Origin of the sequence: Jiangella aurantiaca (assembly GCF_004349105.1) — a bacterium.
GTDB classification, from domain to species: domain Bacteria; phylum Actinomycetota; class Actinomycetes; order Jiangellales; family Jiangellaceae; genus Jiangella; species Jiangella aurantiaca.
Map to the genome: position 1 here is coordinate 196,178 of NZ_SMLB01000005.1, position 23,847 is coordinate 220,024.

At 72.2% G+C, this 23,847-nt stretch carries 22 protein-coding genes; 8 read left to right on the forward strand and 14 right to left on the reverse strand.

Translation table 11 applies throughout. The features are described 5' to 3' along the window. Positions 1-5: 5 nt before the first annotated feature. Entirely contained in the window at positions 6-965 is a 960-nt protein-coding gene (locus E1262_RS05945; protein ID WP_203453590.1) for a MerR family transcriptional regulator, read from the reverse strand. A gap of 59 nt (positions 966-1,024) precedes the next feature. Further along, the gene (locus tag E1262_RS05950; RefSeq protein WP_203453591.1) at positions 1,025-1,978 is read right to left on the reverse strand and encodes a heme o synthase; all 954 of its coding nucleotides are present in this window, start codon (positions 1,976-1,978) and stop codon (positions 1,025-1,027) included. Positions 1,979-2,185: 207 nt separating this feature from the next. On the opposite strand from E1262_RS05950, the gene tkt reads away from it, so the two are divergent. From tkt to E1262_RS30795, 7 genes are all read left to right on the forward strand, one after another. Then, the gene (tkt, locus tag E1262_RS05955) at positions 2,186-4,291 is read left to right on the forward strand and encodes a transketolase (RefSeq protein ID WP_132102204.1); all 2,106 of its coding nucleotides are present in this window, start codon (positions 2,186-2,188) and stop codon (positions 4,289-4,291) included. Between the two features lie 12 nt (positions 4,292-4,303). Further along, on the forward strand, positions 4,304-5,416 hold the full coding sequence (gene tal, locus E1262_RS05960) for a transaldolase (protein ID WP_132102205.1): 1,113 nt from the start codon (positions 4,304-4,306) through the stop codon (positions 5,414-5,416). Beyond that, positions 5,413-7,005: a glucose-6-phosphate isomerase gene (locus E1262_RS05965; protein ID WP_132102206.1), complete on the forward strand. Its 1,593-nt coding sequence runs from the start codon at positions 5,413-5,415 to the stop codon at positions 7,003-7,005. Before tal ends, E1262_RS05965 begins: the two co-directional genes overlap by 4 nt. A 2-nt stretch (positions 7,006-7,007) precedes the next feature. Next, the gene (gene zwf, locus E1262_RS05970; RefSeq protein ID WP_275261626.1) at positions 7,008-8,531 is read left to right on the forward strand and encodes a glucose-6-phosphate dehydrogenase; all 1,524 of its coding nucleotides are present in this window, start codon (positions 7,008-7,010) and stop codon (positions 8,529-8,531) included. After that, the gene (gene opcA, locus E1262_RS05975) at positions 8,528-9,484 is read left to right on the forward strand and encodes a glucose-6-phosphate dehydrogenase assembly protein OpcA (RefSeq protein ID WP_132102208.1); all 957 of its coding nucleotides are present in this window, start codon (positions 8,528-8,530) and stop codon (positions 9,482-9,484) included. Before zwf ends, opcA begins: the two co-directional genes overlap by 4 nt. After that, positions 9,481-10,254, forward strand: a complete 774-nt coding sequence (gene pgl / locus E1262_RS05980; RefSeq protein ID WP_132102209.1) for a 6-phosphogluconolactonase — start codon at positions 9,481-9,483, stop codon at positions 10,252-10,254. The genes opcA and pgl overlap by 4 nt, the downstream gene beginning before the upstream one ends. A gap of 63 nt (positions 10,255-10,317) precedes the next feature. Then, complete coding sequence (locus tag E1262_RS30795) at positions 10,318-10,494, forward strand: hypothetical protein (protein WP_203453592.1); 177 nt, start codon at positions 10,318-10,320, stop codon at positions 10,492-10,494. A 2-nt stretch (positions 10,495-10,496) separates the two neighbouring features. On the opposite strand, the gene E1262_RS05985 is transcribed toward E1262_RS30795, so the two are convergent. Together E1262_RS05985 and E1262_RS05990 are read right to left on the reverse strand one after the other, a co-directional pair. Continuing rightward, positions 10,497-11,906: an FAD-binding oxidoreductase gene (locus E1262_RS05985; RefSeq protein WP_132102210.1), complete on the reverse strand. Its 1,410-nt coding sequence runs from the start codon at positions 11,904-11,906 to the stop codon at positions 10,497-10,499. Positions 11,907-12,057: 151 nt separating this feature from the next. Continuing rightward, a complete protein-coding gene (locus E1262_RS05990; RefSeq protein WP_132102211.1) occupies positions 12,058-12,966 on the reverse strand; it encodes a DinB family protein in 909 nt (302 codons plus the stop codon). 49 nt (positions 12,967-13,015) lie between these two features. On the opposite strand from E1262_RS05990, the gene E1262_RS05995 reads away from it, so the two are divergent. Next, on the forward strand, positions 13,016-13,963 hold the full coding sequence (locus tag E1262_RS05995; RefSeq protein WP_132102212.1) for a helix-turn-helix transcriptional regulator: 948 nt from the start codon (positions 13,016-13,018) through the stop codon (positions 13,961-13,963). Here the strand turns inward: E1262_RS05995 and E1262_RS06000 are convergent. From E1262_RS06000 to uvrC, 10 genes are all read right to left on the reverse strand, one after another. Further along, on the reverse strand, positions 13,960-14,301 hold the full coding sequence (locus E1262_RS06000; protein ID WP_132102213.1) for an RNA polymerase-binding protein RbpA: 342 nt from the start codon (positions 14,299-14,301) through the stop codon (positions 13,960-13,962). The two genes, E1262_RS05995 and E1262_RS06000, sit on opposite strands and share 4 nt — an antisense overlap. A 21-nt stretch (positions 14,302-14,322) precedes the next feature. Beyond that, on the reverse strand, positions 14,323-14,553 hold the full coding sequence (gene secG, locus E1262_RS06005) for a preprotein translocase subunit SecG (RefSeq protein ID WP_119660829.1): 231 nt from the start codon (positions 14,551-14,553) through the stop codon (positions 14,323-14,325). A 175-nt stretch (positions 14,554-14,728) separates the two neighbouring features. After that, positions 14,729-15,487 carry a triose-phosphate isomerase gene (tpiA, locus tag E1262_RS06010; RefSeq protein ID WP_203453607.1) on the reverse strand — a complete coding sequence of 253 codons (759 nt, stop codon included), beginning with the start codon at positions 15,485-15,487 and terminating at the stop codon, positions 14,729-14,731. A 28-nt stretch (positions 15,488-15,515) separates the two neighbouring features. Beyond that, a complete protein-coding gene (locus E1262_RS06015) occupies positions 15,516-16,718 on the reverse strand; it encodes a phosphoglycerate kinase (RefSeq protein ID WP_132102214.1) in 1,203 nt (400 codons plus the stop codon). Positions 16,719-16,723: 5 nt separating this feature from the next. Further along, a complete protein-coding gene (gap, locus tag E1262_RS06020; protein ID WP_132102215.1) occupies positions 16,724-17,728 on the reverse strand; it encodes a type I glyceraldehyde-3-phosphate dehydrogenase in 1,005 nt (334 codons plus the stop codon). Positions 17,729-17,836: 108 nt separating this feature from the next. After that, complete coding sequence (locus E1262_RS06025; protein WP_203453593.1) at positions 17,837-18,556, reverse strand: peptidyl-tRNA hydrolase; 720 nt, start codon at positions 18,554-18,556, stop codon at positions 17,837-17,839. Next, complete coding sequence (gene whiA / locus E1262_RS06030) at positions 18,553-19,533, reverse strand: DNA-binding protein WhiA (RefSeq protein WP_132102216.1); 981 nt, start codon at positions 19,531-19,533, stop codon at positions 18,553-18,555. The genes E1262_RS06025 and whiA overlap by 4 nt, the downstream gene beginning before the upstream one ends. A gap of 210 nt (positions 19,534-19,743) precedes the next feature. Next, the gene (locus E1262_RS06035) at positions 19,744-20,760 is read right to left on the reverse strand and encodes a gluconeogenesis factor YvcK family protein (protein WP_132102217.1); all 1,017 of its coding nucleotides are present in this window, start codon (positions 20,758-20,760) and stop codon (positions 19,744-19,746) included. Next, entirely contained in the window at positions 20,757-21,644 is an 888-nt protein-coding gene (gene rapZ / locus E1262_RS06040) for an RNase adapter RapZ (protein ID WP_132102218.1), read from the reverse strand. Before rapZ ends, E1262_RS06035 begins: the two co-directional genes overlap by 4 nt. A gap of 79 nt (positions 21,645-21,723) precedes the next feature. Continuing rightward, positions 21,724-23,727 (reverse strand): excinuclease ABC subunit UvrC, encoded by a 2,004-nt coding sequence (gene uvrC / locus E1262_RS06045; protein ID WP_132102219.1) that lies wholly within the window; start codon positions 23,725-23,727, stop codon positions 21,724-21,726. Between the last annotated feature and the right edge of the window lie 120 nt (positions 23,728-23,847).

A 23,847-nucleotide genomic window follows, 5' to 3' on the forward strand; every position in this document is an offset into this window, starting at 1 on the left:
CCCGCTCAGGCCTCGGCGGCCGCCAGCAACGCCTGCGCGAACCACTCCATCGTGGCGACGCTGCCGGATCGCACCTGCTCGCGCGGCCAGTCGTTGATGATGCCGACCAGCTCCCAGTACCGCTCGACCCGGGCGTCGGAGAACAGGACGACCTGCTGGCCGAGCTCCCGGCGGAAGTCCACACCGTCGGAGACGCCGCGGGCGTGGGCGAAGCGGGGCGCCAGCTGGTCGACCACCAGACGGCCCTCCGGCGATGCGGGCGCCACCCCGGCCGATCGCAGCGGCGTCACCAGGTCGGTCACGCTCTCGTAGAGCGCCACCTCCGCGGGCGCCGGGCCGGAAGACTCCCCCGACGCCCCCGCCGCGCCGGCCTCGGCCATCTGCCGCGCCCGCGCCCGGTAGGACGGGTCCTGCACCAGGTCGGCCAGCTCGACCCAGGCCTCCACCTGAGCCGGCGTGGGATCGTCCGGAAGGTCGACGCTGACGGAGCGCATGCGCTCCGCGAACACAGGGTCGGCGTCCAGCCCCTGGAACGTCGACTCCCAGTAGTCGTCGATGATCTGCTGCCGTTCGGCGGCCGACAGGTGGGCCAGGCGGTTCATGAGATCCAGCTCCTCGTGGTCGTCGATCCCCAGCGCGGCCACCGCCCGCAGCACCGAACGCCGGGTCCGGAGCAGCCGGATCTGCGCGTCGAGGGCGGCGGCGTGCGCCGTCGCCATGTCGGCCAGTGACAGCGACCGGTCGAGGACCTGCCGGACGGTCGCGAGATCGATGCCGAGCTCGCGCAGCGTTCGGACGAGGTCCAGCCGGGCCACGGCGACGGCGTCGTAGCGGCGGTAGCCCGCCGGGGATCGGTCGGTCGGCGGCACCAGCCCGATGTCGGCGTAGTACCTGATCGTCTTCACCGGGAGTCCGGTGCGCCGGGCCAGGTCGCCGATGCTCAGGAAAATGCCGTCGTCGTTCACGCGAACCACCGTGGTGTCTCCAGTCGCTGGAGAGTCAACACCACCGACGAGAACCCAGGTCAGCCCAGGATCAGCACGTCGGCCATCACCGCGGCGAACACCACCGTCAGGTAGGTGATCGAGCCGTGGAACAGCCGCATGGCGGTCAGCCCGGCACCGTCGGGCGTCCGCCGCGCCCGGCCGTACAGGCGGTGCGCCTCGACGAGGAACCACACGCCGGTCAGCACGGACGCCAGCCCGTAGATCCACCCCAGCCCCGCCACCGGCCACAGCACGAACGTCGTGGCGACCATGGCCCACGAGTACAGCAGGATCTGCAGCGCCACCGTCCGCGCCGACGCCACCACCGGCAGCATCGGCACCCCGGCCCGCGCGTAGTCGTCGCGGTAGCGCATGGCCAGCGGCCAGTAGTGCGGCGGCGTCCAGAAGAACACCACGAGAAACAACAGCACAGCAGCCCAACTGAGCGACCCGGTGACGGCGGCCCAGCCGATCAGCGTCGGCACGCAGCCTGCCACCCCGCCCCACACGATGTTCTGCGACGTCCGCCGCTTGAGCAGCATGGTGTAGACGAGGACGTAGAACAGGTTGGCGGCGATGGTCAGCGCCGCTGCCATCGCGTTGACCCACACGAGCATGATCGCGACAGAAGCGGCCAGCAACACCGACGCGAACGCGAACGCCGGGTACGGGCCGACGACGGCGCGAGCGAGCGGCCGCCGCCGGGTGCGGTGCATGACGGCGTCGATGTCGCGCTCGAGCACCTGGTTGAACGCGTGCGCGCTACCGCCGGCCAGCGTGCCGGCGACCAACGTGGCGACCACCAGGCCCAGCGACGGCAGCCCGCGCTCGGCCAGCACCATGGCCGGCAGCGTCGTGACGAGCAGCAGCTCGACGACGCGCAGCTTCATGAGCGCGACGTAGGAGCCCATCACGGCCCGCATCCGCGCCAGCCGCGTGGGCGGCTCCGGCGCACGCCGGGTCGCGGCGAGACTCGGCTCGACGGACGTCAACGTTCACCTTCGTGTGGTCGAAGAGACAGGCGGGCGTGGGAACATCCGCCAGCTTGGCCTGTTGAGTCTAACGGTGCGCCCAAACCGCCGAGCGGCCGGGCACACGTGCGAGTGACGTCGATACGCTCGACCGTGAACGGCCGTCGCGTCGACGGCGCCGTGAGCAGAGACGTAGGGACCCTTCCGCCTGAGAGGAACGTCACGCCGGTGAACACGACACCCGAGAACAGCGCAGCCTTCGAATGGACGGAGCTCGACGACCGGGCGGTCGACACCGTGCGGCTGCTGGCCATGGACGCCGTCGAGAAGGCGGGCAACGGGCATCCCGGCACGGCGATGAGCCTCGCGCCGGTCGCCTACACGCTGTACCAGCGGGTGCTCCGCCACGACCCGTCCGACCAGCACTGGCTCGGCCGCGACCGGTTCGTCCTGTCGGCCGGGCACAGCAGCCTGACGCAGTACATCCAGCTGTACCTGTCCGGCTACGACGTGACGCTCGACGACCTCAAGGCGTTCCGCACGTGGGGCTCGTCGACGCCGGGTCACCCGGAGTACCGGCACACCAACGGCGTCGAGGTCACCACCGGCCCGCTCGGATCCGGGTTCGGGACGGCGGTCGGCATGGCGTTCGCGGCCCGCCGCGTGCGCGGCCTGCTCGACCCCGACGCGCTGCCGGGCGAGAGCGTCTTCGACCACCACGTCTTCGTCATCGCCTCTGACGGCGACCTCGAGGAGGGCGTGTCGAGCGAGGCCAGCTCGCTGGCGGGCACGCAGGAGCTGGGCAACCTCATCGTCCTGTGGGACGACAACCACATCTCCATCGAGGACGACACCAACATCGCCTTCACCGAGGACACCGTCGCCCGCTACGAGGCGTACGGCTGGCACACCCAGGTGGTCGACTTCACCGCCGACGGTGAGTACAAGGAGAACCCGCAGGCCATCATCGAGGCGCTGCAGAACGCGAAGGCTGTCACCGACCGGCCGTCGTTCATCGCCGTCCGCACCATCATCGGCTGGCCGGCGCCGAACAAGCAGAACACCGGCGCCATCCACGGCTCCGCCCTGGGCGCCGACGAGGTCGCCGCCACCAAGCGGGTGCTGGGCGCCGACCCGGAGAAGTCGTTCGACGTCGCCGACGACGTCCTGGCGCACGCGCGCGAGGTCGGCGAGCGCGGCAAGCGGCTGCGCACCGAGTGGGACGGGCGCTACGCCGCCTGGCGCGAGGCGAACCCCGACCGCGCGGCCCTGCTCGACCGCCTGCAGGACCGCGAGCTGCCCGAGGGCTGGACCGACAGCCTGCCGGTCTTCGAGCCGTCGGAGAAGGGCGTCGCCACCCGCGCCGCGTCGGGCAAGGTGATCAACGCCGTCGCGCCGGTGCTGCCGGAGCTGTGGGGCGGCTCGGCCGACCTCGCCGGCTCCAACAACACCACCATCGAGGGCGAGCCGAGCTTCCTGCCGGAGAAGCGCTCCTCGAAGATGTTTCCCGGCGACCCGTACGGCCGCACGCTGCACTTCGGCGTCCGCGAGTTCGCCTCTGGGCTGATCGTCAACGGCATCGCGCTCAACGGCTTGACCCGCCCATACGCCGCGACGTTCCTGGTGTTCAGCGACTACCAGCGGGCCGCGGTCCGGCTGGCGGCGCTGCAGCAGCTGCCGGTGACGTTCGTGTGGACGCACGACTCCATCGGCCTCGGCGAGGACGGCCCGACGCACCAGCCGGTCGAGCACCTGTCGGCGCTGCGGGCCATCCCGGGCCTGGACGTCGTCCGCCCCGCCGACGCGAATGAGACGGCCGTCGCCTGGCGCACCATCCTGGAGCGGCAGCACCCGGCCGGCCTGGCGCTGACCCGGCAGAACGTCCCGACGTTCGACCGCAGCGTCTTCGGCTCGGCCGAGGGCACCGCGCGAGGCGGCTACGTGTTCGCCGAGGCCGCCACAGACGACGGGAGTGGGACGCCTCGAGTGATTTTGATCGGCACCGGCTCGGAGCTGCAGATCGCCGTCGAGGCACGCGAGCGGCTGCAGGCCGACGGCGTGCCCACCCGAGTGGTCTCGATGCCGTCGCAGGAGTGGTTCGAGGAGCAGGACGCCGAGTACCGCGAGTCCGTCCTGCCGGCCGCCGTCAAGGCCCGCGTCTCCGTCGAGGCCGGCGTGGCGATGAGCTGGTACCGCTACCTCGGCGACGCCGGCCGGGCCGTCAGCCTCGAGCACTTCGGCGCGTCGGCCGACTACAAGACCCTGTACCGCGAGTTCGGCATCACGGCCGACGCCGTGGTGGCCGCGGCCCTCGAGTCCATCTCCAACGCCTAAGAGGAACCGATCATGACCACATCCGATCCGCTCGGCCGGCTCTCCGCGGAGGGCGTCGCCATCTGGCTCGACGACCTCTCGCGCGACCGCCTCACCACCGGCAACCTGCAGGCGCTCGTCGACGAGAAGCACGTCGTCGGCGTCACCACCAACCCGTCGATCTTCCAGGCCGCCATCACCAAGAGCAGCCTGTACGACGACGACCTCCGCCGCCACGCCGGGCAGGGCTCCGACGCCGACGCCGCCGTGCGCGACCTCACGACCGACGACGTCCGCGCCGCCGCCGACCTGTTCGCCCCGATCGCCGAGCGCAGCGCCAACGGCGACGGCCGGGTCTCCATCGAGGTCGACCCGCGGCTGGCGCACGACACCGACGCCACCATCGCCCAGGCGCGCGAGCTGTGGGCCGAGGTCGACCGCCCGAACATCTTCGTGAAGATCCCCGCGACGAAGGCCGGGCTGCCGGCCATCACGGCGTCGATCGCCGCGGGAATCAGCGTGAACGTCACGCTGATCTTCTCCATCGACCGCTACCGTGAAGTCATGGACGCCTACCAGGCGGGACTCGAGCAGCGGGTCGCCGCCGGTGAGTCGCTCGACGGCATCGCCTCGGTCGCGTCCTTCTTCGTGAGCCGGGTCGACACCGAGATCGACAAGCGGCTGGAGTCCATCGGCACCGACGAGGCGCTCGCGCTGCGCGGGCAGTCCGCCGTCGCCAACGCCCGGCTTGCCTACGCCGCCTACGAGGACGTCATCGCCACCGACCGCTGGCAGCGGCTGGAGGCGGCCGGCGCCCAGCGGCAGCGACCGCTGTGGGCGTCGACGTCCACGAAGAACCCCGACTACGACGACACCATGTACGTCACCCAGCTGGTCGCCCCCGACACCGTCAACACCATGCCCGAGGCGACCATCGAGGCGGTCGCCGACCACGGCGACATCACCGGCGACACCATCCGGCCCAACCGCGACAACGCGTGGAACACGCTGGCCGCGGTCCGCGCCGCCGGCGTCGACCTCGACGACGTCAGCGAGGTCCTCGAGCGCGAGGGCGTGGAGAAGTTCGAAACCAGCTGGAACGACCTGCTCGAGTCCGTCAACGCCAAGCTGGAGGCCGCCAAGTGACCGCTCTGACCGTCACCACGTACGGCGTCGACGCGGACGCCGTCGTCGACGGCCTGGTCGGCGAGAAGGTCGCGTCCCGCATCGCGGCGAAGGACGCCACGGTGTGGGGCCCGGAGGCCGAGCCCGAGGCGTCGATCCGGCTCGGCTGGACCGACCTGCACGAGACGTCGCGGCCTCTGCTGGCCGAGATCGAGGCGCTGTCGGCGGAACTGCGGGCCGAAGGGCTGGACCGCATCGTGCTGGCCGGCATGGGCGGCTCGTCGCTGGCGCCGGAGGTCATCACCCGGACGGCGGGCGTCGAGCTGACCGTGCTCGACACCACCGACCCGGGTGCGGTCCGGCGGGCGCTGGCCGACCGCCTGGACCGCACCGTCCTGGTGGTGTCCAGCAAGTCCGGCTCGACGGTCGAGACCGACAGCCAGCGCCGGGTGTTCGAGGCGGCCTTCACGGAGGCCGGCATCGAAGCCGCCAGCCGCATCGTCGTCGTGACGGACCCCGGCTCCGGCCTGGCCGATCTCGCCGGCGAGCGCGGCTACCGCAGGCTGTTCATCGCCGACCCCAACGTCGGCGGCCGCTACTCCGCCCTGACGGCGTTCGGCCTGGTCCCGAGCGGGCTGGCCGGCGCCGACATCGCCGCCCTGCTGGACGAGGCGGCCGCCGCCGCCGAGCGGCTGGCCGGTGACATCCCCGACAACCCCGCGCTGCGGCTGGGTGCCGCTCTGGCCGGCGGTCACGGCGACGGGCGAGACAAGGTCGCCATCGCCGACGCCGGCTCCGGCATCGTCGGCTTCGCCGACTGGGCCGAGCAGCTGATCGCCGAGTCCACCGGCAAGCAGGGCACCGGCATCCTGCCGGTCGCCAGCGGCAGCGTCGACGACCCCGAAGTCACGCACGCGGCCGCCGACGTGCTGCCGGCGCTCGTCGGCTCCCCCGCGCAGGCGCCCGCGAAGGGCGTCGTCGTCGCCGGTGAGCTGGGCGCGCAGTTCCTGCTCTGGGAGTACGCGACGGCCGTCGCCGGGAAGCTGCTGGGCATCAACCCGTTCGACCAGCCCGACGTCGAGAGCGCGAAGGCCGCCGCGCGTGGCCTGCTCGACGCCACGCCGGAGCCCGAGGCGCCCGCGTTCACCGACGGCGGTGTCGAGGTCCGCGGCTCCGCCGGGCTGCTGGACGGCGTCGACTCCCTCGCCGGCGCGGTCGACGCGCTGCTCGGCCGGCTGGCGCCGAACGGTTACCTCGCCGTCATGGCCTACCTCGACCGCGAGGGCGACGACGCCGTGCTCGCCGACGTCCGCGTCCCGCTGGAGCGGCGGACCGAGCGGCCGGTGACGTTCGGGTGGGGGCCGCGCTTCCTGCACTCCACCGGGCAGTACCACAAGGGCGGCCCGGCCCAGGGCGTCTACCTGCAGGTCACCGGCACTCCCGCCGACGACCTGGAGATTCCGGACCGGCCGTTCACGTTCGGGCAGCTGATCGCCGCGCAGGCCGCCGGCGATGCCCAGGTGCTGGCCGACCACGACCGTCCGGTGCTCCGGCTGCACCTGACCGACCGCAAGGCAGGCATCGAGACCCTGAGGGGCATCCTGAGGTGAAAGTGACGAACCCGCTGCGCGACAAGCGCGACAAGCGGCTGCCGCGCATCGCCGGCCCGTCCGGTTTGGTGATCTTCGGGGTCACCGGCGATCTCGCGCGGAAGAAGCTGATGCCGGCGGTGTACGACCTCGCCAACCGCGGCCTGCTGCCGCCCGGCTTCTCGTTGGTCGGCTTCGCCCGGCGCGACTGGGCCACGCAGGACTTCGGCAAGATCGTGCACGACGCCGTCAAGCAGCACGCGCGCACTCCGTTCCGGGAGGCGACCTGGCGGCAGCTCGCGCAGGGGTTCAGGTTCGTGCCGGGCGACTTCTCCGACGACGACGCCTTCGACCGGCTGGCCGAGACCGTCCACGAGCTCGACCAGCAGCAGGGCACCGGCGGCAACTTCGCGTACTACCTGTCCATCCCGCCGTCGTTCTTCGACATCGTCTGCAAGCAGCTGGACCGCTCCGGGCTGGCCCATCCGGACGGGCCTGAGCAGTGGCGGCGGGTGATCATCGAGAAGCCGTTCGGTCACGACCTCGCGAGCGCGCGGCAGCTCAACGCGACGGTCGAGAGCATCTTCCCGCCCGACGCGATCTTCCGCATCGACCACTACCTGGGCAAGGAGACGGTCCAGAACATCCTGGCGCTGCGCTTCGCCAACCAGCTGTTCGAGCCGATCTGGAACGCCCACTACGTCGACCACGTGCAGATCACGATGGCCGAGGACATCGGCATCGAGGGCCGGGCCGGCTACTACGACGGCATCGGCGCGGCCCGCGACGTCATCCAGAACCACCTGCTGCAGCTGCTGGCGCTGGTGGCCATGGAGGAGCCGGTGTCGTTCAACGCGTCGGACCTGCGCGCGGAGAAGGAGAAGATCCTGTCCGCGGTGCGGCTGCCGGCGGAGCTGGACCTCTACACCGCCCGCGGGCAGTACGCGGACGGCTGGGCCGGCGGGCAGAAGGTGAAGGGCTTCCTCGAGGAGGACGGCATCCCGGCGGGCTCCACGACGGAGACCTACGCCGCCGTCCGCCTCGACATCGACACCCGTCGCTGGGCCGGCGTGCCGTTCTACCTGCGCACCGGCAAGCGGCTGGGCCGCCGCGTCACCGAGGTGGCGATCGTCTTCAAGCGTGCGCCGCACCTGCCGTTCGAGTCCACCGCCACCGAGGAGCTGGGCCAGAACGCGCTGGTCATCCGCGTCCAGCCGGACGAGGGCACCACCATCCGGTTCGGGTCCAAGGTGCCGGGCACGGCCATGGAGGTCCGCGACGTGACGATGGACTTCGGCTACGGCGGCTCGTTCACCGAGGAGAGCCCCGAGGCCTACGAGCGGCTGATCCTCGACGTCCTGCTGGGCGACCCGCCGCTGTTCCCCCGTCACGAAGAGGTGGAGCTCTCCTGGCAGATCCTCGACCCGATCGAGGAGTTCTGGGCCAAGAGCTCCGGGCGGCCCGAGCAGTACTCGCCCGGCGGCTGGGGTCCCGCGTCGGCCGACGAGATGCTGGCCCACGACGGCCGCAGCTGGAGGCGTCCATGATCATCGACATTCCGTCGACCACGGCCGGCGACGTCGGCAAGCGCCTGGTCGACCTGCGCGAGAAGCACGGCGCGGTCGCGCTGGGCCGCGTCCTGACGCTGGTCGTCGTCGCCGAGGAGGCCAACGCCGAGGACGCGATCGAGTCGGCCAACCAGGCCAGCCACGAGCACCCGTGCCGCATCATCGCGGTCATCCGCGGCACATCACGGGGGTCGGCGCGGCTCGACGCGCAGATCCGGGTGGGCGGCGACGCCGGCGCCAGCGAGGTGGTCGTGCTGCGGCTGTTCGGCCCGCTGACCGGGCACGCGGAGTCGGTCGTCGTCCCGCTGCTGCTGCCGGACAACCCCGTCGTCGTCTGGTGGCCGGCCGAGTCGCCCCCGGTGCCCGCCGACGACCCCGTCGGCCGGCTCGCGCAGCGGCGCATCACCGACGCCGCGGCGTGCAAGCGGCCGATCGCCGCACTGCACGAACGGGCCGAGAGCTACCGGCCGGGCGACACCGACCTCGCCTGGACCCGGCTCACGCTGTGGCGGGCGCTGCTCGCCGCCGCCCTCGACCAGCCGCCGCACGACGAGATCACGGCGGCCCGGGTCGTGGGCGGGCCCGACAACCCGAGCGCGGACCTGCTGGCCGGATGGCTGGCGCACACGCTGAAGGTGCCGGTCACGCGGACCAAGGCGACCGGCGTACAGGGCCTGCTCAGCGTGCGGCTGGACCGTCCGTCCGGGGCCATCGGCATCGAGCGGCCCGACGACGAGGTGGCGACACTGACCGTCCCGGGCCGGGCCGACCGCCGGGTCGCACTCCCCCGCCGCTCGGCCGGCGACTCGCTGGCCGAGGAGCTGCGCCGACTCGACCCCGATGAGGTCTACGGCGAGGTCATCCAGGAGGGCCTGGAGGAGCTGCACGAGTTCGGCAGGATCACCCGGTCCAAGGTGAAGGTCAAGCGATGACCACACCGACGATCGTGATCCACCGCGACGCCGGCGTGCTCGTGCAGGCGGCGGCGGCCCGGCTCATCACCCGCCTGGTCGACGCCCAGGCCGCGCACGGCGACGCGTCGGTCGTGCTCACCGGCGGGACGGCGGGCATCGCGACGCTGCGCGCGGTGGCGGCATCGCCGGCGTGCTCGGCCGTCGACTGGTCCGCGCTGTCCATCTGGTGGGGCGACGAGCGGTTCCTGCCTGACGGTGACGCCGAGCGCAACGAGACGCAGGCACGCCAGGCGCTGCTGGATCAGGTGCCGGTCGATCCGGCGCGGGTGTTCGCGATGCCGGCCCGGTCCGGCGACCTGACACCGGAGGACGCCGCGGCGCGGTACGCGGACGTGCTGGCGCAGGAGACGGAGAAGCGGCTGCACTCCGGCGCGCCCGCGTTCGACGTGCTGCTGCTCGGCGTCGGCCCGGACGGTCACGTCGCGTCGCTGTTCCCCGAGCACCCGGCGCTGTACGACGACCGCTCCGTCGTCGGCGTCCGCGGGGCGCCCAAGCCGCCGCCGGAGCGGATCAGTCTCAGCCTGCCGGTGATCCGGTCCGCCGACGAGGTCTGGCTGGTCGTCGCCGGCCAGGACAAGGCGTCGGCGGTCCGGCTGGCGCTCGGCGGCTCCGGCCCGGTCCAGATCCCGGCCGCCGGTGCTCAGGGCCAGCGGGCGACCCGGTGGCTGCTCGACCGCACGGCTGCCTCCGAGCTCCCGCCCGGACTCGGGCGTCCGGCGTCGCCCTGAGTAGTCGCTCGTTACATCGGGGCAGATATGACGAAATAGGTCAGCCTTACCTATGCTTCGCCCATGGCGACGGTGAAGGCCAAGAAGAAGTGCTGCAAGGACCGGCCGCGGTGCAAGGAGTGCCCGGTCGTGCTCAAGCGGCTGGCCGACGCCGGCCTGCTCGAGCGCGAGAGCAAGCGCCGGTACACCTTCGACACCAAGCCGCCCAAGTCCGCCGTGTCGGCCGCCCGCGCCGCCTGAGCTCAGCCGGGTGCGCCCACCGGGGCGACCGACTGGTGGAATCGGAACCAGTCGTCCGGGTCGTAGCGGCGTTTGACCGCGCGCAGCCTCGTCAGGTTGCTGCCGTGGTACGCCATCTCGCCGTCCTCCAAGCTGGGGTCGGGGAAGTTCGGGTAGACGCCGCCGGATCCCCAGGGATGCACCACGTCCCAGACGTCGGCGAGCCAGTACTGCGCCGCTGACCGTAGGCGCGGCGTCGGGTTGCCGATGACGGTGGTGACGTCGAGCATGAACGTCTCTTCGCGGTGCACGAACGCGGTGGCGCCCACGGGCACACGGTTGTAGGCGCCACCCCAGGCGAAGAACGTGCACTCCCGGGCGTACCCAGGCACCCGGTCGGCGATCAGGCGCTCCACGAGCGCCGAGACCGTCGCCGACGGCAACGCACGCCGGAAGAACTCCGACTTGCCGACCTTGAGGTCGACAGGCACGGCTCCCGGTGGCAGGTCCGAGCCGAGGAGGTTGAGCCGGCGCACAGCCGGGACGTAGGGGCTCTGGTCGTGGAACTCCCACGTCGGCTCGGTCTCGACCTCGTCGATGATGGTCGTGAGCAGCCCGGTCGTCGTCGCGACGTCGGCGTCGAGCACCATGCCGAACAGGCTCACGTCGGGCAGCTCGCGCGGGTCGCCGGGCACGACGAGGCGCAGTTCCGCGACGAGCTCGTCCGGCGCCTGCGGCGCCGATGCCTGCCACGCGCCGATGACCGCGGCCGCGTGCTCGTACGGCCACCTCACATGGAACGCGGACGTGATGGCCGGCGTCCGTACGGCCTCCAAGACCAGCGTGCTGACCACGCCGAACTGCCCGCCGCCGGAGCCGCGCAGTGCCCAGAGCAGGTCGGGGTCGTGATCCTCGTCGCACCAGACCACTCGCCCGTCGGCGAGCACCACTTCGGCAGCGACAAGGCGATCACTGGCCAACCCGTGTGCCCGGCCGAGGAACCCCAGGCCGCCGCCGAGAACGTGCCCGGCGACGCCCACCGTCGGGCAGGTGCCCATCGGAAGAGTGAGTCCGTCGGGCTCCAGTGCGTCGTAGAGCCTCCCCAGCCGAGTGCCGGCGCCGACGGTGACGGATCCGTCCGTGACCTCGATCCGGTCCATCGGCGTGACGTCGATCAACAGCCCGGAGGTCGATGAACGGCCCGCATAGCAATGCGCACCACTGCGCGGAACCGTGGGGACGCCGTGCTCGCGTCCGAACGCGATCCCCGCCGCGACATCCGTGGCGTCGGCGGCCATGACGATGCCTGCCGGCCGCAGATCGGACGGCTGCCGCCGCGCCGCGTGGCGAGCGGACTCGTATGCCGGAGTGCCGGGCAGCAGCAACGTCCCCTCGAGGGATGCCTCGAGCCGTTCCCAGGTCGGTTCGCGCATGGTCCCCTCCGGTGTCAGGGCTTCGAGACGGGGTAGCCTAGCCCGCTGGCCTAGGACTTCTCCCGCTCCCGCTCCCCCCGGGAATGCATGCCTCGCAGAGCGGGAACACCCTGTCCTTCCGTGGCGCTGCCAAGCAAAGGCGCGGTCCCGCTCAACGTGATCGACTCGGGGCGGTAGAGCGGAGGTAGGCGGCCACGTCGGGGTGCTGGAAGAAGTCGGCCCAGCCGGCGGCGTCCAGGTGGAAGCGATCGTCTTGTGCCGAGACGTCGGCGCCGTGCTCGACCAGCAGCTTCACCGCCTCCAGTCGGCCCGCGCCGGCCGCGTAGTGCAGCGCCCCGTCGACCGGCGCACCGGCCGTCACGAGCGCCCGGACCACCTCCCAGTGGTGCAGGCCGGCGGCCTCGGCGACCAGCGTCGGGCGCACGCCGGCCGCACCCCCGCCCGCCGTCACGCCTGCCGCGTCGCCGCGCAGCGCCGCCGCCACGATCGGGTCACGCCGGTCCGCGTACGCCCGGTACAGGTCGCGCAGCAGGCAGATCTCCGCGCCGTGGGCCAGCACCTCCCGGTTGACGTGCAATACGAGCTTGGCCATCGAGTCCTGGGCGTACGGCCCGCCGCGGGGCCCGAGCGGCCGCAGCATCGCCTCGTCGTCCAGCGCGGCCACCCCTGAACGCCACAGCCCGTACGCCTCGTCGAGCAGCGCCAACGCCCCGTCCGCGGTCGAAGGCAGCGGCGACGGCCAGTGGCGGGCGTCGTACATGTCCGCGTCGGACGACTCCCCCGCCGGCGAGCCGCCGAAGAACGCCCGCGCCCGCTTGCCCAGCACGTCCCGGCCGACGTGCATGGCGCGCCAGGCGATCGTCGTGACCGGCGGGATCGGCGGCTCCGGCTGGACGAACTCCAGCTCGAGCGCGTCACCGGGACCGGCCGGGCGCAGGCTCCACGCCCCGTCGACCGGCTCCCACAGGTACTCGTCGTCGGTCAGGCCGGCCAGCCGCGGCCGGAAATGGACCGTCCAGTAGAACTCGAGCTGGTCGAGCAGCTCGGCACTCCACGTCATACCGACGACCGTAGACCCCTAATAGGACACCGTCTGTCATATTAAGGAGATGCGTGCTGAACGCCTCGTCCAGATCGTCCTGCTGCTGCAGACGCACGGCCGGCTGACGGCGGGCGGGCTGGCCCGGCGGCTGGAGGTGTCGGCCCGGACGGTGCAGCGCGACCTCGATGCACTGAGCGCGGCCGGCTTCCCGGTGTACGCCGACCGCGGCCGGGCCGGCGGGTGGTCGCTGGCGGCCGACTACCGGACCCGGCTGACCGGCCTCTCCCCCGCCGAGACCGCCGCGCTGTTCGTGGCGTCGACGGCGCACGTGCTGGCCGACCTCGGGCTGGACGCGGCGGCCGGGACGGCGGAGGCCAAGCTGCTGGCGACGGTGCCGGCGCACGCCCGGCGGCAGGCCGACCTCGCCCGGGAACGGGTGCTGGTCGACCACGCCGACTGGATGGAGACGCGCGAGCCGTCGCCATGGCTGCCGGTGCTGCAGCGAGCCGTCTGGGACGACACCCGCCTGCGCCTCACCTACGGCAGCGCGCCGGACGCCGTCGTCGTCGAGCCGCTGGGGCTGGTGGCGAAGAAGCGGTCCTGGTACCTGGTCGCGCGGAAGCCGGCCGGCGAGTTCCGCACCTACCGGGTCGAGCGCATCGTCGACGCCATCACGACGGACGAGCGCTTCGACCGCCCGGACGACTTCGACCTCACCGAGCACTGGCAGCGCAGCAGCGACCGGTTCTTCGCCGAGCTGCGTCGCTACCCTGTCCGGCTGCGCGTCCGCGGGTACGCCGCCACCCGGCTGCGGTGGGCCCGCAACGCCGTCATCGACGCGCAGACGCCGCCCGACGAGCACGGCTGGTCAGACGTCGCGATGACATTCGAGTCGGCCCACGAGACGCGGATCTACCTGCTCGGACTGGCCGGCGACGTGGTCGTACTGGCGCCCGCGGAACTGCGCGACGACATGCGCCGCGCCGCCCAGGAGTTTCTGGAGCAGAACGCCTAGAGGCTGCGGCGCTTGCGCAGCGCCTGCAGCGCCTCCTCGAGGATGGCCGCGCCGTCCTCGTCGCTGCGCCGCTCCTTCACGTACGCGAGGTGCGTCTTGTACGGCTCGGTGCGCGGCGCGGCCGGCGGGTGCTCGCGGTCCTGGCTCGCCGGCAGGCCGCACCGGATACAGTCCCAGGACTCCGGGATGGCGGCGTCGGCGGCGAAGCTGGGCGAGCTCTCGTGCCCGTGCTCGCAGTAGTACGTCACCCGGCGTCGTGGTGCGGAATCGCCGCGTTCCGCCTCCCCCATAGGACCGGCGCCCACCCGGCTGCCACGGATCGCGTTGCCTCCGACCACGGTGCGTCCTCCCTGACGGTTCTAGCTGGCGCGCAGCAGGCCGAGCGCGACGATGGCAGCAGCCCAGACGAGGCCCAGCGCGACCGTCAGACGGTCGAGGTTGCGCTCGGCCACCGAGGAGCCGCCCAGCGAGGACGACACACCCCCACCGAACATGTCGGACAGGCCGCCACCCTTGCCCTTGTGCATGAGCACCAGCAGGATCAGCAACGCGCTGGTGATGACCAGCAGGATCGAGAATGCCAGTTCCACGGTGGTGTGCCTTCGTCCTTCCGGATCGGCGGGTCGGCAGAGGGCCGGCCGCACGGTCCAAGAGTACGCGTTCGAGCCCGTCCAGCCGAATGCTACCCGCTCGCGGTGAATGATCATGTCCCCGCCCCCGGCCGTTGACACCGGCCGGGCGACGGGGACACGAACGTGCTGGTGTTCAGGGGTTGCGGTGGTAGCGGGCGATCAGCGCGAACTCGTCGGCGACGATGCTCGCGCCGCCCACGAGGGCGCCGTCGACGTCGGGCTGCTCCATGATCGGCTTGACGTTCGCCGCCTTCACCGAGCCGCCGTAGAGGATGCGCACACCCGCGGCGACCTCGGCGCTGTACAGCTTCGCCAGCCGCTCGCGGATGGCCGCGGCCATCTCCTGCGCGTCGTCGGGCGTGGCGACCTCGCCGGTGCCGATGGCCCAGACCGGCTCGTACGCGACGACGATGCTGGCCGCCTGCGCCGCGCCGAGGCCGTCGAGGGCCCCGTCGAGCTGCGCCAGCGTGTGCTCGACGTGCCGGTTCTCCTGCCGGACCTCGAGCGGCTCGCCGACGCACAGGATCGGCGTGAGCTCGTGCTTGTAGGCCGCCTTGATCTTCGCGGCGACCAGCTCGTCGGTCTCGGCGTGGTACTCGCGCCGCTCGGAGTGGCCGACGACGACGTACGTGCAGCCCAGCTTCGCCAGCATGGCCCCGGAGATGTCGCCGGTGTAGGCGCCGGAGTCGTGCTGGGAGAGGTCCTGCGCGCCGTACGCGATGTTGTAACGGTCAGCGTCGATCAGCGTCTGCACCGAACGGATGTCGGTGAACGGCGGCAGCACCGCCACCTCGACCTTCTCGAGGTCGTCGTCGTTGAGCGAGAAGGCGAGCTTCTGCACCAGCGCGATGGCCTCGAGGTGGGTGAGGTTCATCTTCCAGTTGCCGGCCATGAGCGGCCGGCGGGTGATCGTCGCCACGTCAGTCCTCCAAGACGGTGAGGCCGGGCAGCTCCTTGCCCTCGAGCAGCTCCAGCGAGGCCCCGCCGCCGGTCGAGATGTGCGTGAACGCGCCCTCGTCGAGGCCGAGCTGGCGGACGGCGGCCGCGGAGTCGCCGCCGCCGACGACGCTGGTGCCGTCGACCTCGGAGACGGCGATCGCGACCTGCCGGGTGCCCTCGGCGAACGGCGCCAGCTCGAACACGCCCATGGGGCCGTTCCAGACCACCGTCTTGGCGTCGGCGAGCTTGCCGCGGAACAGCTCGATGGTGGCCGGGCCGATGTCGAGGCCCTTCTGGTCGGCCGGGATCGCCGACGCGGTGACGACGGACGTCGCCGCGTCCTCGCTGATGTCGGCCGCGACGACGACGTCGACCGGCAGCACCAGCTCGACGCCGCGCTCCTCGGCCCGGCTCAGGTAGCCGCGGACGGTGTCGAGCTGGTCCTCCTCGAGCAGCGAGCCGCCGACCTCGTAGCCCTGGGCCTTGAGGAACGTGAACGCCATGCCGCCACCGATGAGCAGGCGGTCGACCTTCTCGAGCAGGTTGTCGATGACGCCCAGCTTGTCGGACACCTTCGAGCCGCCGAGCACGACGACGTACGGGCGCTCGGGGTCGTCGAGGACCTTCGAGAACGCCTGCACCTCGGCCTGGACCAGCTGGCCCGCGGCGTGCGGCAGCAGCGTCGCGACATCGTAGACGCTGGCCTGCTTGCGGTGCACGACCCCGAAGCCGTCGGAGACGAACACGTCGGCCAGCTCGGCCAGGTCGGCCGCGAAGGCCGCGCGCTCGGCGTCGTCCTTGCTGGTCTCGCGCGCGTCGAAGCGCAGGTTCTCGAGCAGCGCGACCTCACCGTCGGCCAGCGCGGCCACGGTCTTCCGGGCGCTCTCGCCCACCGTGTCGGTGGCGAACGCGACGTCGGCGCCGAGCAGCTCGCCGAGCCGCTTCGCGACCGGGGCCAGCGAGTACTTCGGCTCCGGCGTGCCTTTCGGCCGGCCCAGGTGCGCCGTGACGACGACCCGCGCCCCCGCGGCGGTCAGCTGCTGGATGGTCGGCACCGAGGCGCGCACCCGCCCGTCGTCCGTGATCACGGAGTCGCCGGCCTCGCCTTCCAACGGCACGTTGAGGTCGGAGCGCAGGAGGACCCGCTGACCGCGCAGGTCCCCCAGCTCGTCGATTCCCCTCATCACGCTCAGAGCGAGTTGCCGACGAAGCGGACCAGGTCGACCAGACGGTTGGAGTAGCCCCACTCGTTGTCGTACCAGCCCACGATCTTGACCTGGTCGCCGATGACGCGGGTCAGGCCGGCGTCGAAGATGCACGAGGCCGGGTCGGTGACGATGTCGGAGGAGACGATCTCGTCCTCGGTGTAGCGCAGGTAGGCGCCCAGCGGGCCCTCGGCGGCGGCCTTGAACGCGGCGTTGACCTCCTCGACGGTGACCTCGCGCGAGAGCGTCACGGTGAGGTCGGTGGCCGAGCCCGTCGGCAGCGGGGTACGCATGGCGAAGCCGTCGAGCTTGCCCTTCAGCTCCGGCAGCACCAGGCCGATCGACTTGGCCGCACCGGAGCTGGTGGGCACTACGTTGACCGCCGCCGCCCGGGCCCGGCGCAGGTCCTTGTGCGGGCCGTCCTGGAGGTTCTGGTCGGCGGTGTAGGCGTGCACGGTGAGCATGAAGCCGCGCTCGATGCCGAAGCTCTCGTGCAGCACCTTGGCCATCGGTGCCAGACAGTTCGTGGTGCACGAGGCGTTGGAGATGATCTGGTGGGCGGCTGGGTCGTAGATGTCGTCGTTGACACCGAGGACCACCGTGACGTCCTCGTTCTTCGCCGGGGCGGAGACGATGACCTTCTGCGCACCCGCCTCGACGTGGGCCTTCGCCTTCGTCGCGTCGGTGAAGAAGCCGGTGGACTCGAGGACGACGTCGGCGCCGAGGTCCTTCCAGGGCAGCTGGGCCGGGTCGCGCTCGGTCAGCACCTTGAACGACTGGCCGCCGGCGTTGATGGTGTCGCCGTCGTAGCTCACGTCGTGGAGAGTGCCCAGGATCGAGTCGTACTTGAGCAGGTGCGCGAGGGTCTTGGTGTCGGTGAGGTCGTTGGCGCCGACGATCTCGATGTCGTCGCCGCCCTGCGCGAAGACCGCGCGGGCGAAGTTGCGCCCGATACGGCCGAATCCGTTGATGCCAACACGAACGGTCATCAGGAGATGCTCCTTCACGGTTCAGGGCGTACAGAACGGTCGTCCACCCCGTCGTGGTGACCCAGACGAAACACTAGGGCATCCCTGCCGGAAACGTTGAGTGGCCCGTCACCACCATGCTAGTGCTGTCGTCGTACCCGGCGTGACCTCGGTCAGCCCGCCGTCGCGGACCACCACACCGGACCGGTCGAGGGCCGCCGTCCACTGCTCCTGCGTCACCGGGACGAGACGCACCGGACACCCGGCCGCCGCCCACTCCCGGCGGCGCGCCGACGGCATCGCGTGCCAGGCGAGCTGGGCGGCGTGCCCGGCCTGGGCGGCCGCCTTGCCCGCCGTCATGGTCACCGCGGGGTTGACGGCGACGGCGAGCGCGGCGGGCGGTGGCGGGTCGCCGTCGACGGCGTCCGGCGCGTCCGCTGCCGGCTCGTCCGCCGCCTCGGTGCCGCCGACCTGCAACTTGCGCACCTCGCCGGGCAGGTCGCCGACGGGGCCGGGCAGCAGCGCCCGCACGCTGGCGCCGTCGTGCTCGACCCCGATGCCGGGCAGATCCTGCACCCGCCGCCAGTTGATGCCGCGGGACCGGCGCACCACCTTGCGGATCCAGCCGTCCTCGTACCGCCGGATCGCTGTCGCCCACGCCGGGTCGGCGTCGTCGGCGTAGGCCGCGTCGACCAGCCGGCCGACCGCCGTCGCGGCCGCCTCCAGCAGCGCCCGCCGGGTGGGCGGGTCGCCCTCCGGCGAGCCGGGCCGGGGCAGGTGGACGACGACCTGCATCGCCCACGCCTCCGGCCCGTCCGGCGGACGGCCCGCCGGTCCGGCGTCGCTCACGGGCCGAGCATGTCCGGGGTGAGGCTCGCCTCGGTGTCGGGAATGCCTTCGTCGGCGGCCTTGCGGTCGGCCATGGCGAGCAGCCGCCGGATGCGGCCGGCCACGGCGTCCTTCGTCATCGGCGGGTCGGACAGCTGGCCCAGCTCCTCGAGGCTGGCCTGCTTGTTCTCCAGCCGGAGCAGGCCGGCCTGGCGGAGGTGGTCGGGTACGTCCTCGCCGAGGATCTCCAGCGCCCGCTCGACCCGCGCCCCCGCGGCGACGGCCGCCCGCGCGGACCGGCGCAGGTTGGCGTCGTCGAAGTTGGCCAGCCGGTTCGCCGTGGCCCGGACCTCGCGGCGCATGCGCCGTTCCTCCCAGGCCAGCACGCTGTCGTGCGCGCCCAGCCGGGTCAGCAGCGCGCCGATGGCGTCGCCGTCGCGCACCACCACGCGGTCGGTCCCCCGGACGTCGCGCGCCTTCGCCGAGATCGCCAGCCGCCGGGCCGCCCCGACCAGCGCGAGCGCGGCCTCGGGCCCCGGGCAGGTCACCTCGAGCGCCGACGACCGGCCCGGCTCGGTGAGCGAGCCGTGCGCGAGGAACGCGCCCCGCCATGCCGCCTCGGCGTCGTGGTCGGCCCCGTTCACCACCTGCGGCGGCAGCCCGCGGACCGGCCGCCCGCTGCCGTCGATCAGCCCCGTCTGCCGCGCCAGCCGCTCGCCGTCGCGCACCACGCGCACGACGTAACGGCTCCCCTTGCGCAGCCCACCGGCGGCGACCATCGCGAGGTCGCTGTCGTGGCCGAACACCTCCGCTATGTCACGTCGCAACCTGCGGGCCGCGACCCCCGTATCCAACTCGGCCTCGATGACGATCTTCCCACTGACGATGTGCAGGCCGCCGGCAAAGCGCAGCAGCGACGACACCTCAGCCTTACGGCAGCACGTCCTGGTCACCTCGAGGCGAGCCAGCTCGTCCTTCACGGATGCTGTCATCGCCATGCCGTGATCCTGCCACACCGGACGGCCCGTCCGGTGACGGTCACGGCATGCCGGACGACGGCGGTCCGGCCCGGCGCTGGTCGCAGCCCCACCACCGAGTTGATCTTGGAGTAATCGTGGAATTGATCGGACATTTCGGCCCCTAACTCGACGATTACTCCAAGATCAACGCGAGACCGGGGCAACGATGCCGCTGATGCGGAGCCGGCCTCAACGCCAGGGGCCGATGCCGCCGCTGCCGAGCGTCTGGGCATAGGTGTGACCCAGGCGGACGGGGTCATGCTGGGCGGTGCCGTCGCCCTTCGCGACGTCGGCGACGACGAGCTCGGCGCCCATCTCGCCGGCGATGCGGCGCAGCAGCTTCTCGTCCGGGCAGGACCGCCGCTCGGCGATGACGAGGTCCAGCCGCAGGTCCGGCGCGTACGCCGCGAGCACCTCCAGGTGCATCTCCGGGGTGAAGCCGGTGGTCTCGCCACCCTCCTCCGAGAGGTTGAGCGTCACCGCCCGCCGCGCGGACGTCGTGACCAGCGCGTCGCGGATCTCGGGGACCAGCAGGTGCGGGACGACGCTGCTGAACCAGGAGCCGGGGCCGAGCACCACCCAGTCGGCGTCGGCGATGGCCTCCAGGGCCTCCGGGCAGGCCGGCGGGTTCTCCGGCACCAGGCAGACGGCGGCGATGTCGCCGTCCGTGGTGGCCACCTCGTGTTGCCCGCTGACGGTGGAGATCTCGCGCGGCGCGCCGGGTTCCGCGACCGGCCGCCCGACCAGCGCCTCGATGGTCAGCGGGACCAGCGCCATCGGCAGCACCCGGCCCTGGGCGCCGAGCAGCCGGCCGACCCAGTCCAGGCCCTCGACGTGGCCGCCGAGCAGCTCCCACAACGCGACGATGAGCAGGTTGCCGGCCGCGTGGTTGTGCAGTTCGCCGCCGCTGAGGAACCGGTGCTGCAGCACCCGCGCCCAAGTGCGGCCCCAGTCGTCGTCGCCGCAGAGGGCCGCGAGCGCCATGCGGAGGTCGCCGGGCGGCAGCACGCCCAGCTCCTCGCGCAGCCGGCCGCTGGAGCCGCCGTCGTCGGCGACGGTGACGACGGCGGTCAGCCGCCCCGCCATGCGCCGCAGCGCCGACAGCGACGCCGCGAGTCCGTGCCCGCCGCCGAGGGCCACGACCTTCGGGCCGGCGAGCCGGCCGCGGGCGACGCCGCCCGCTGTGCCCGTGAATGGTTCTGTCATTCCCGTCCGAGATCGCGATGGACCACGAGGGTCTCGATGCCCTGTTTGCGCAGCCGCTGCGCGAGCGCCTCGCTCATCGAGACGCTGCGGTGCTTGCCGCCGGTGCAGCCGATGCCGATGGTGACGAACCGCTTGCCCTCGTGCAGGTAGCCGGGCGCCACCATGGCGACCAGCTCGCTGTAGTGCTCGAGGAAGTCCTCGGCCCCGGTCTGCGCCAGCACGTAGTCGCTGACCTCGATGTCCTGACCGTTCTGCGGGCGCAGGTGCGGCACCCAGTGCGGGTTGGGCAGGAAGCGCATGTCGGCGACCATGTCGGCGTCCACCGGCAGACCGTACTTGAAACCGAACGAGATGACGATGGCCCGCAGCCCGGTCTCCTCGGGCGTGGAGAACGCCGACCGCACCCGCCCGGCCAGCTCGTGCGGGTTGAGCAGCGAGGTGTCGATGACGACGTCGGCGGCGACCCGCAGCGACGCCAGCTCCTCGCGCTCGCGCTCGATGGCCTCGAGGATGCGGCCGCCGCCCTGCAGCGGGTGCGGCCGGCGCGCGGACTCGAAGCGGCGGACGAGCGCTTCGTTGCCGGCCTCGAGGAACAGCACCGTCGGGCGGTAGCCCTGCTCGGTGAGGCGGTCGAGCGCTCCGCGCAGCTCGCCGAAGAACACGCCGCCGCGGACGTCGGCGACGACGGCGACGCGGCGCAGGTCGGTGCGCTGGGTGACGGTGGTGACGAGGTCCATCAGCAGCGACGGCGGCAGGTTGTCGACGACGAACCAGCCGATGTCGTCGAGGGCTGCCGTCGCCGCCGTCTTGCCGGCGCCGGACATTCCGGTGACCAGGAGCAGCTCGAGCTTCTCCGAGGCCTCCGGTCGGCCCTGGTGGTTCATGGTGCGATCCCCTTGTGCGGTGCGGCGGTGGATGTTCAGTTGTCGGGCGCCTCCGGCGAGCGACCGTGGCCGGTGCTGGTCACGAGTCGAGTATCTCGCCGGTTGCGGTGTTCACGGCCGGCACGGCCGGGCGCTCCGCCAGCGCGTCGACCACCGCCTGCGCCGTCGCAGGACCGAAGCCGGGGACCTCCGCGATCTGCTCCATGGTTGCAGCTCGGAGCCGTTTCAGCGACCCGAACCTGGTCATCAGCGCCTTACGCCTTGCGGGCCCCAGACCGGGCACGCCGTCGAGCAGGCTGTCGACCATGGAGGTGGAGCGGCGCTGCCGGTGGAACGTGATGGCGAACCGGTGCGCTTCGTCCCTTACCCGCTGCAGCAGATACAAGCCCTCGCTGGTGCGCGGCATGATGATCGGGTGGTCGGAGTCGGGCGGCCACACCTCCTCCAGGCGCTTGGCCAGCCCGACGACGGGGATGTCGCTGACGCCCGCCTCGTCCATGGCCTGCCGGGCCGCGTTGACCTGCGGCTGGCCGCCGTCGACGACGACCAGCCCGGGCGCGTAGGCGAACTTGCGCGGCCGGCCGGTCTCGGGGTCGATGCCCGGCCGCAGCTCCGGCCCGGCGGGGGCGGCCGCGCTGCCGCCGTCGGGAGCGGGCTCGTCCTGGTCGGCCTGGGGCGACTCGCGCAGCCGGCGGAACCGGCGGGTCAGCACCTCGCGGATGGCGGCGACGTCGTCGGTGCCGCCCTGCTCGCCGCGGACGGTGAACTTGCGGTACTCGCTCTTGCGCGGCAGGCCGTCCTCGAACACCACCATGGAGCCGACGACTTCGGTGCCGGCCAGGTTGGAGATGTCGTAGCACTCGATGCGCAGCGGCGGCTCGTCCAGCTCGAGGGTGTCCTGGATCTCCTCCAGCGCCCGGCTGCGGGTGGTGAGGTCGCTGGCCCGCTTCGTCTTGTGGAGGTTGAGCGCCTGCTTGGCGTTGGCGGCGACCGTCTGCAGCAGCGCCCGCTTGTCGCCTCGCTGCGGCACCCGGATCTCGACGCGGCCGCCGCGCAGCTCGGTGAGCAGCTCCGTGAGGGCGGCGGCCTCCTCGGGGTCGTCGGGCAGCGCTGGAACGAGGATCTCGCGCGGCACCGACTCGCCGCCCAGCTCGCCGTAGAGCTGCAGCAGGAACCGCTCGACCAGCTCGCCGGCCGGCGCGTCGTCGGCCTTGTCGGCGACCCAGCCGCGCTGCCCGCGGATGCGGCCGCCGCGCACGTAGAAGACCTGGACGGCGACCTCGAGGGGGTCGTCGGCGAGCGCGACGACGTCGGCGTCGGTGCCGTCGCCGAGCACGACGGCGTTGGCCTCCATGGCGCGGTCGAGCGCGGCGATGTCGTCGCGCAGCCGGGCGGCCCGCTCGAAGTCGAGCTCCGCCGCGGCGGCCTTCATCTCCTTCTCCAGCCGCCGGATGTAGCCCGTCGTCTTGCCCTCGAGGAACGAGACGAGGTCGTCGGCGATCTCGCGGTGCTCGTCGGCGTCGACCCGGCCGACGCACGGCGCGGAGCACTTGCCGATGTAGCCGAGCAGGCACGGCCGGCCGATCTGCCGGGACCGGTTGAACACGCCCTTGGAGCAGCTGCGCACCGGGAAAACGCGCAGCAGCTGGTCGAGCGACTCGCGGATGGCCCACGCGTGGGCGTAGGGGCCGAAGTAGCGGACGCCGCGCTTCTTCGCGCCGCGCATGACCATGGCCCGCGGGTACTCCTCGTTCAGCGTGACCGCGAGGTACGGGTACGACTTGTCGTCGCGGTAACGGACGTTGAACCGCGGGTCGAACTCCTTGATCCAGGAGTACTCCAGCTGCAGCGCCTCGACCTCGTTGCGCACCACCGTCCACTCGACCTTGGCCGCGGTGGTGACCATGGCGAACGTGCGCGGGTGCAGCGCGGAGAGGTCCTGGAAGTACGACGACAACCGCGCGCGCAGGCTCTTGGCCTTGCCGACGTAGATGACCCGGCCGTGGGCGTCGCTGAAGCGGTAGACCCCGGGCTCCACCGGGATCGACCCCGGGGCCGGTCGGTATGTCGTCGGATCGGCCACGACTGACAGCCTATGACCTCGCACCGACGAAGTCGGCATGGCGGCCTTCGCCGTGGGCGTGACCTTCGGTCGACCGGCAATGTGCGGCGATGTGCCGACAATTCTCACACCTCCCTCGGC

Coding starts and splice junctions, on each gene's coding strand:
- tpiA (WP_203453607.1), bottom strand. CDS start 15,487: ATGGCCGGCAACTGGAAGATGAACCTCACCCACCTCGAGGCCATCGCG.
- E1262_RS05985 (WP_132102210.1), bottom strand. CDS start 11,906: ATGCGCGAACCGACCTGGGAACGGCTCGAGGCATCCCTCGAGGGGACG.
- tal (WP_132102205.1), top strand. CDS start 4,304: ATGACCACATCCGATCCGCTCGGCCGGCTCTCCGCGGAGGGCGTCGCC.
- E1262_RS30795 (WP_203453592.1), top strand. CDS start 10,318: ATGGCGACGGTGAAGGCCAAGAAGAAGTGCTGCAAGGACCGGCCGCGG.
- rapZ (WP_132102218.1), bottom strand. CDS start 21,644: ATGAACCACCAGGGCCGACCGGAGGCCTCGGAGAAGCTCGAGCTGCTC.
- E1262_RS05995 (WP_132102212.1), top strand. CDS start 13,016: ATGCGTGCTGAACGCCTCGTCCAGATCGTCCTGCTGCTGCAGACGCAC.
- E1262_RS05990 (WP_132102211.1), bottom strand. CDS start 12,966: ATGACGTGGAGTGCCGAGCTGCTCGACCAGCTCGAGTTCTACTGGACG.
- gap (WP_132102215.1), bottom strand. CDS start 17,728: ATGACCGTTCGTGTTGGCATCAACGGATTCGGCCGTATCGGGCGCAAC.
- E1262_RS06015 (WP_132102214.1), bottom strand. CDS start 16,718: ATGAGGGGAATCGACGAGCTGGGGGACCTGCGCGGTCAGCGGGTCCTC.
- opcA (WP_132102208.1), top strand. CDS start 8,528: ATGATCATCGACATTCCGTCGACCACGGCCGGCGACGTCGGCAAGCGC.
- pgl (WP_132102209.1), top strand. CDS start 9,481: ATGACCACACCGACGATCGTGATCCACCGCGACGCCGGCGTGCTCGTG.
- whiA (WP_132102216.1), bottom strand. CDS start 19,533: ATGGCGATGACAGCATCCGTGAAGGACGAGCTGGCTCGCCTCGAGGTG.
- E1262_RS06035 (WP_132102217.1), bottom strand. CDS start 20,760: ATGACAGAACCATTCACGGGCACAGCGGGCGGCGTCGCCCGCGGCCGG.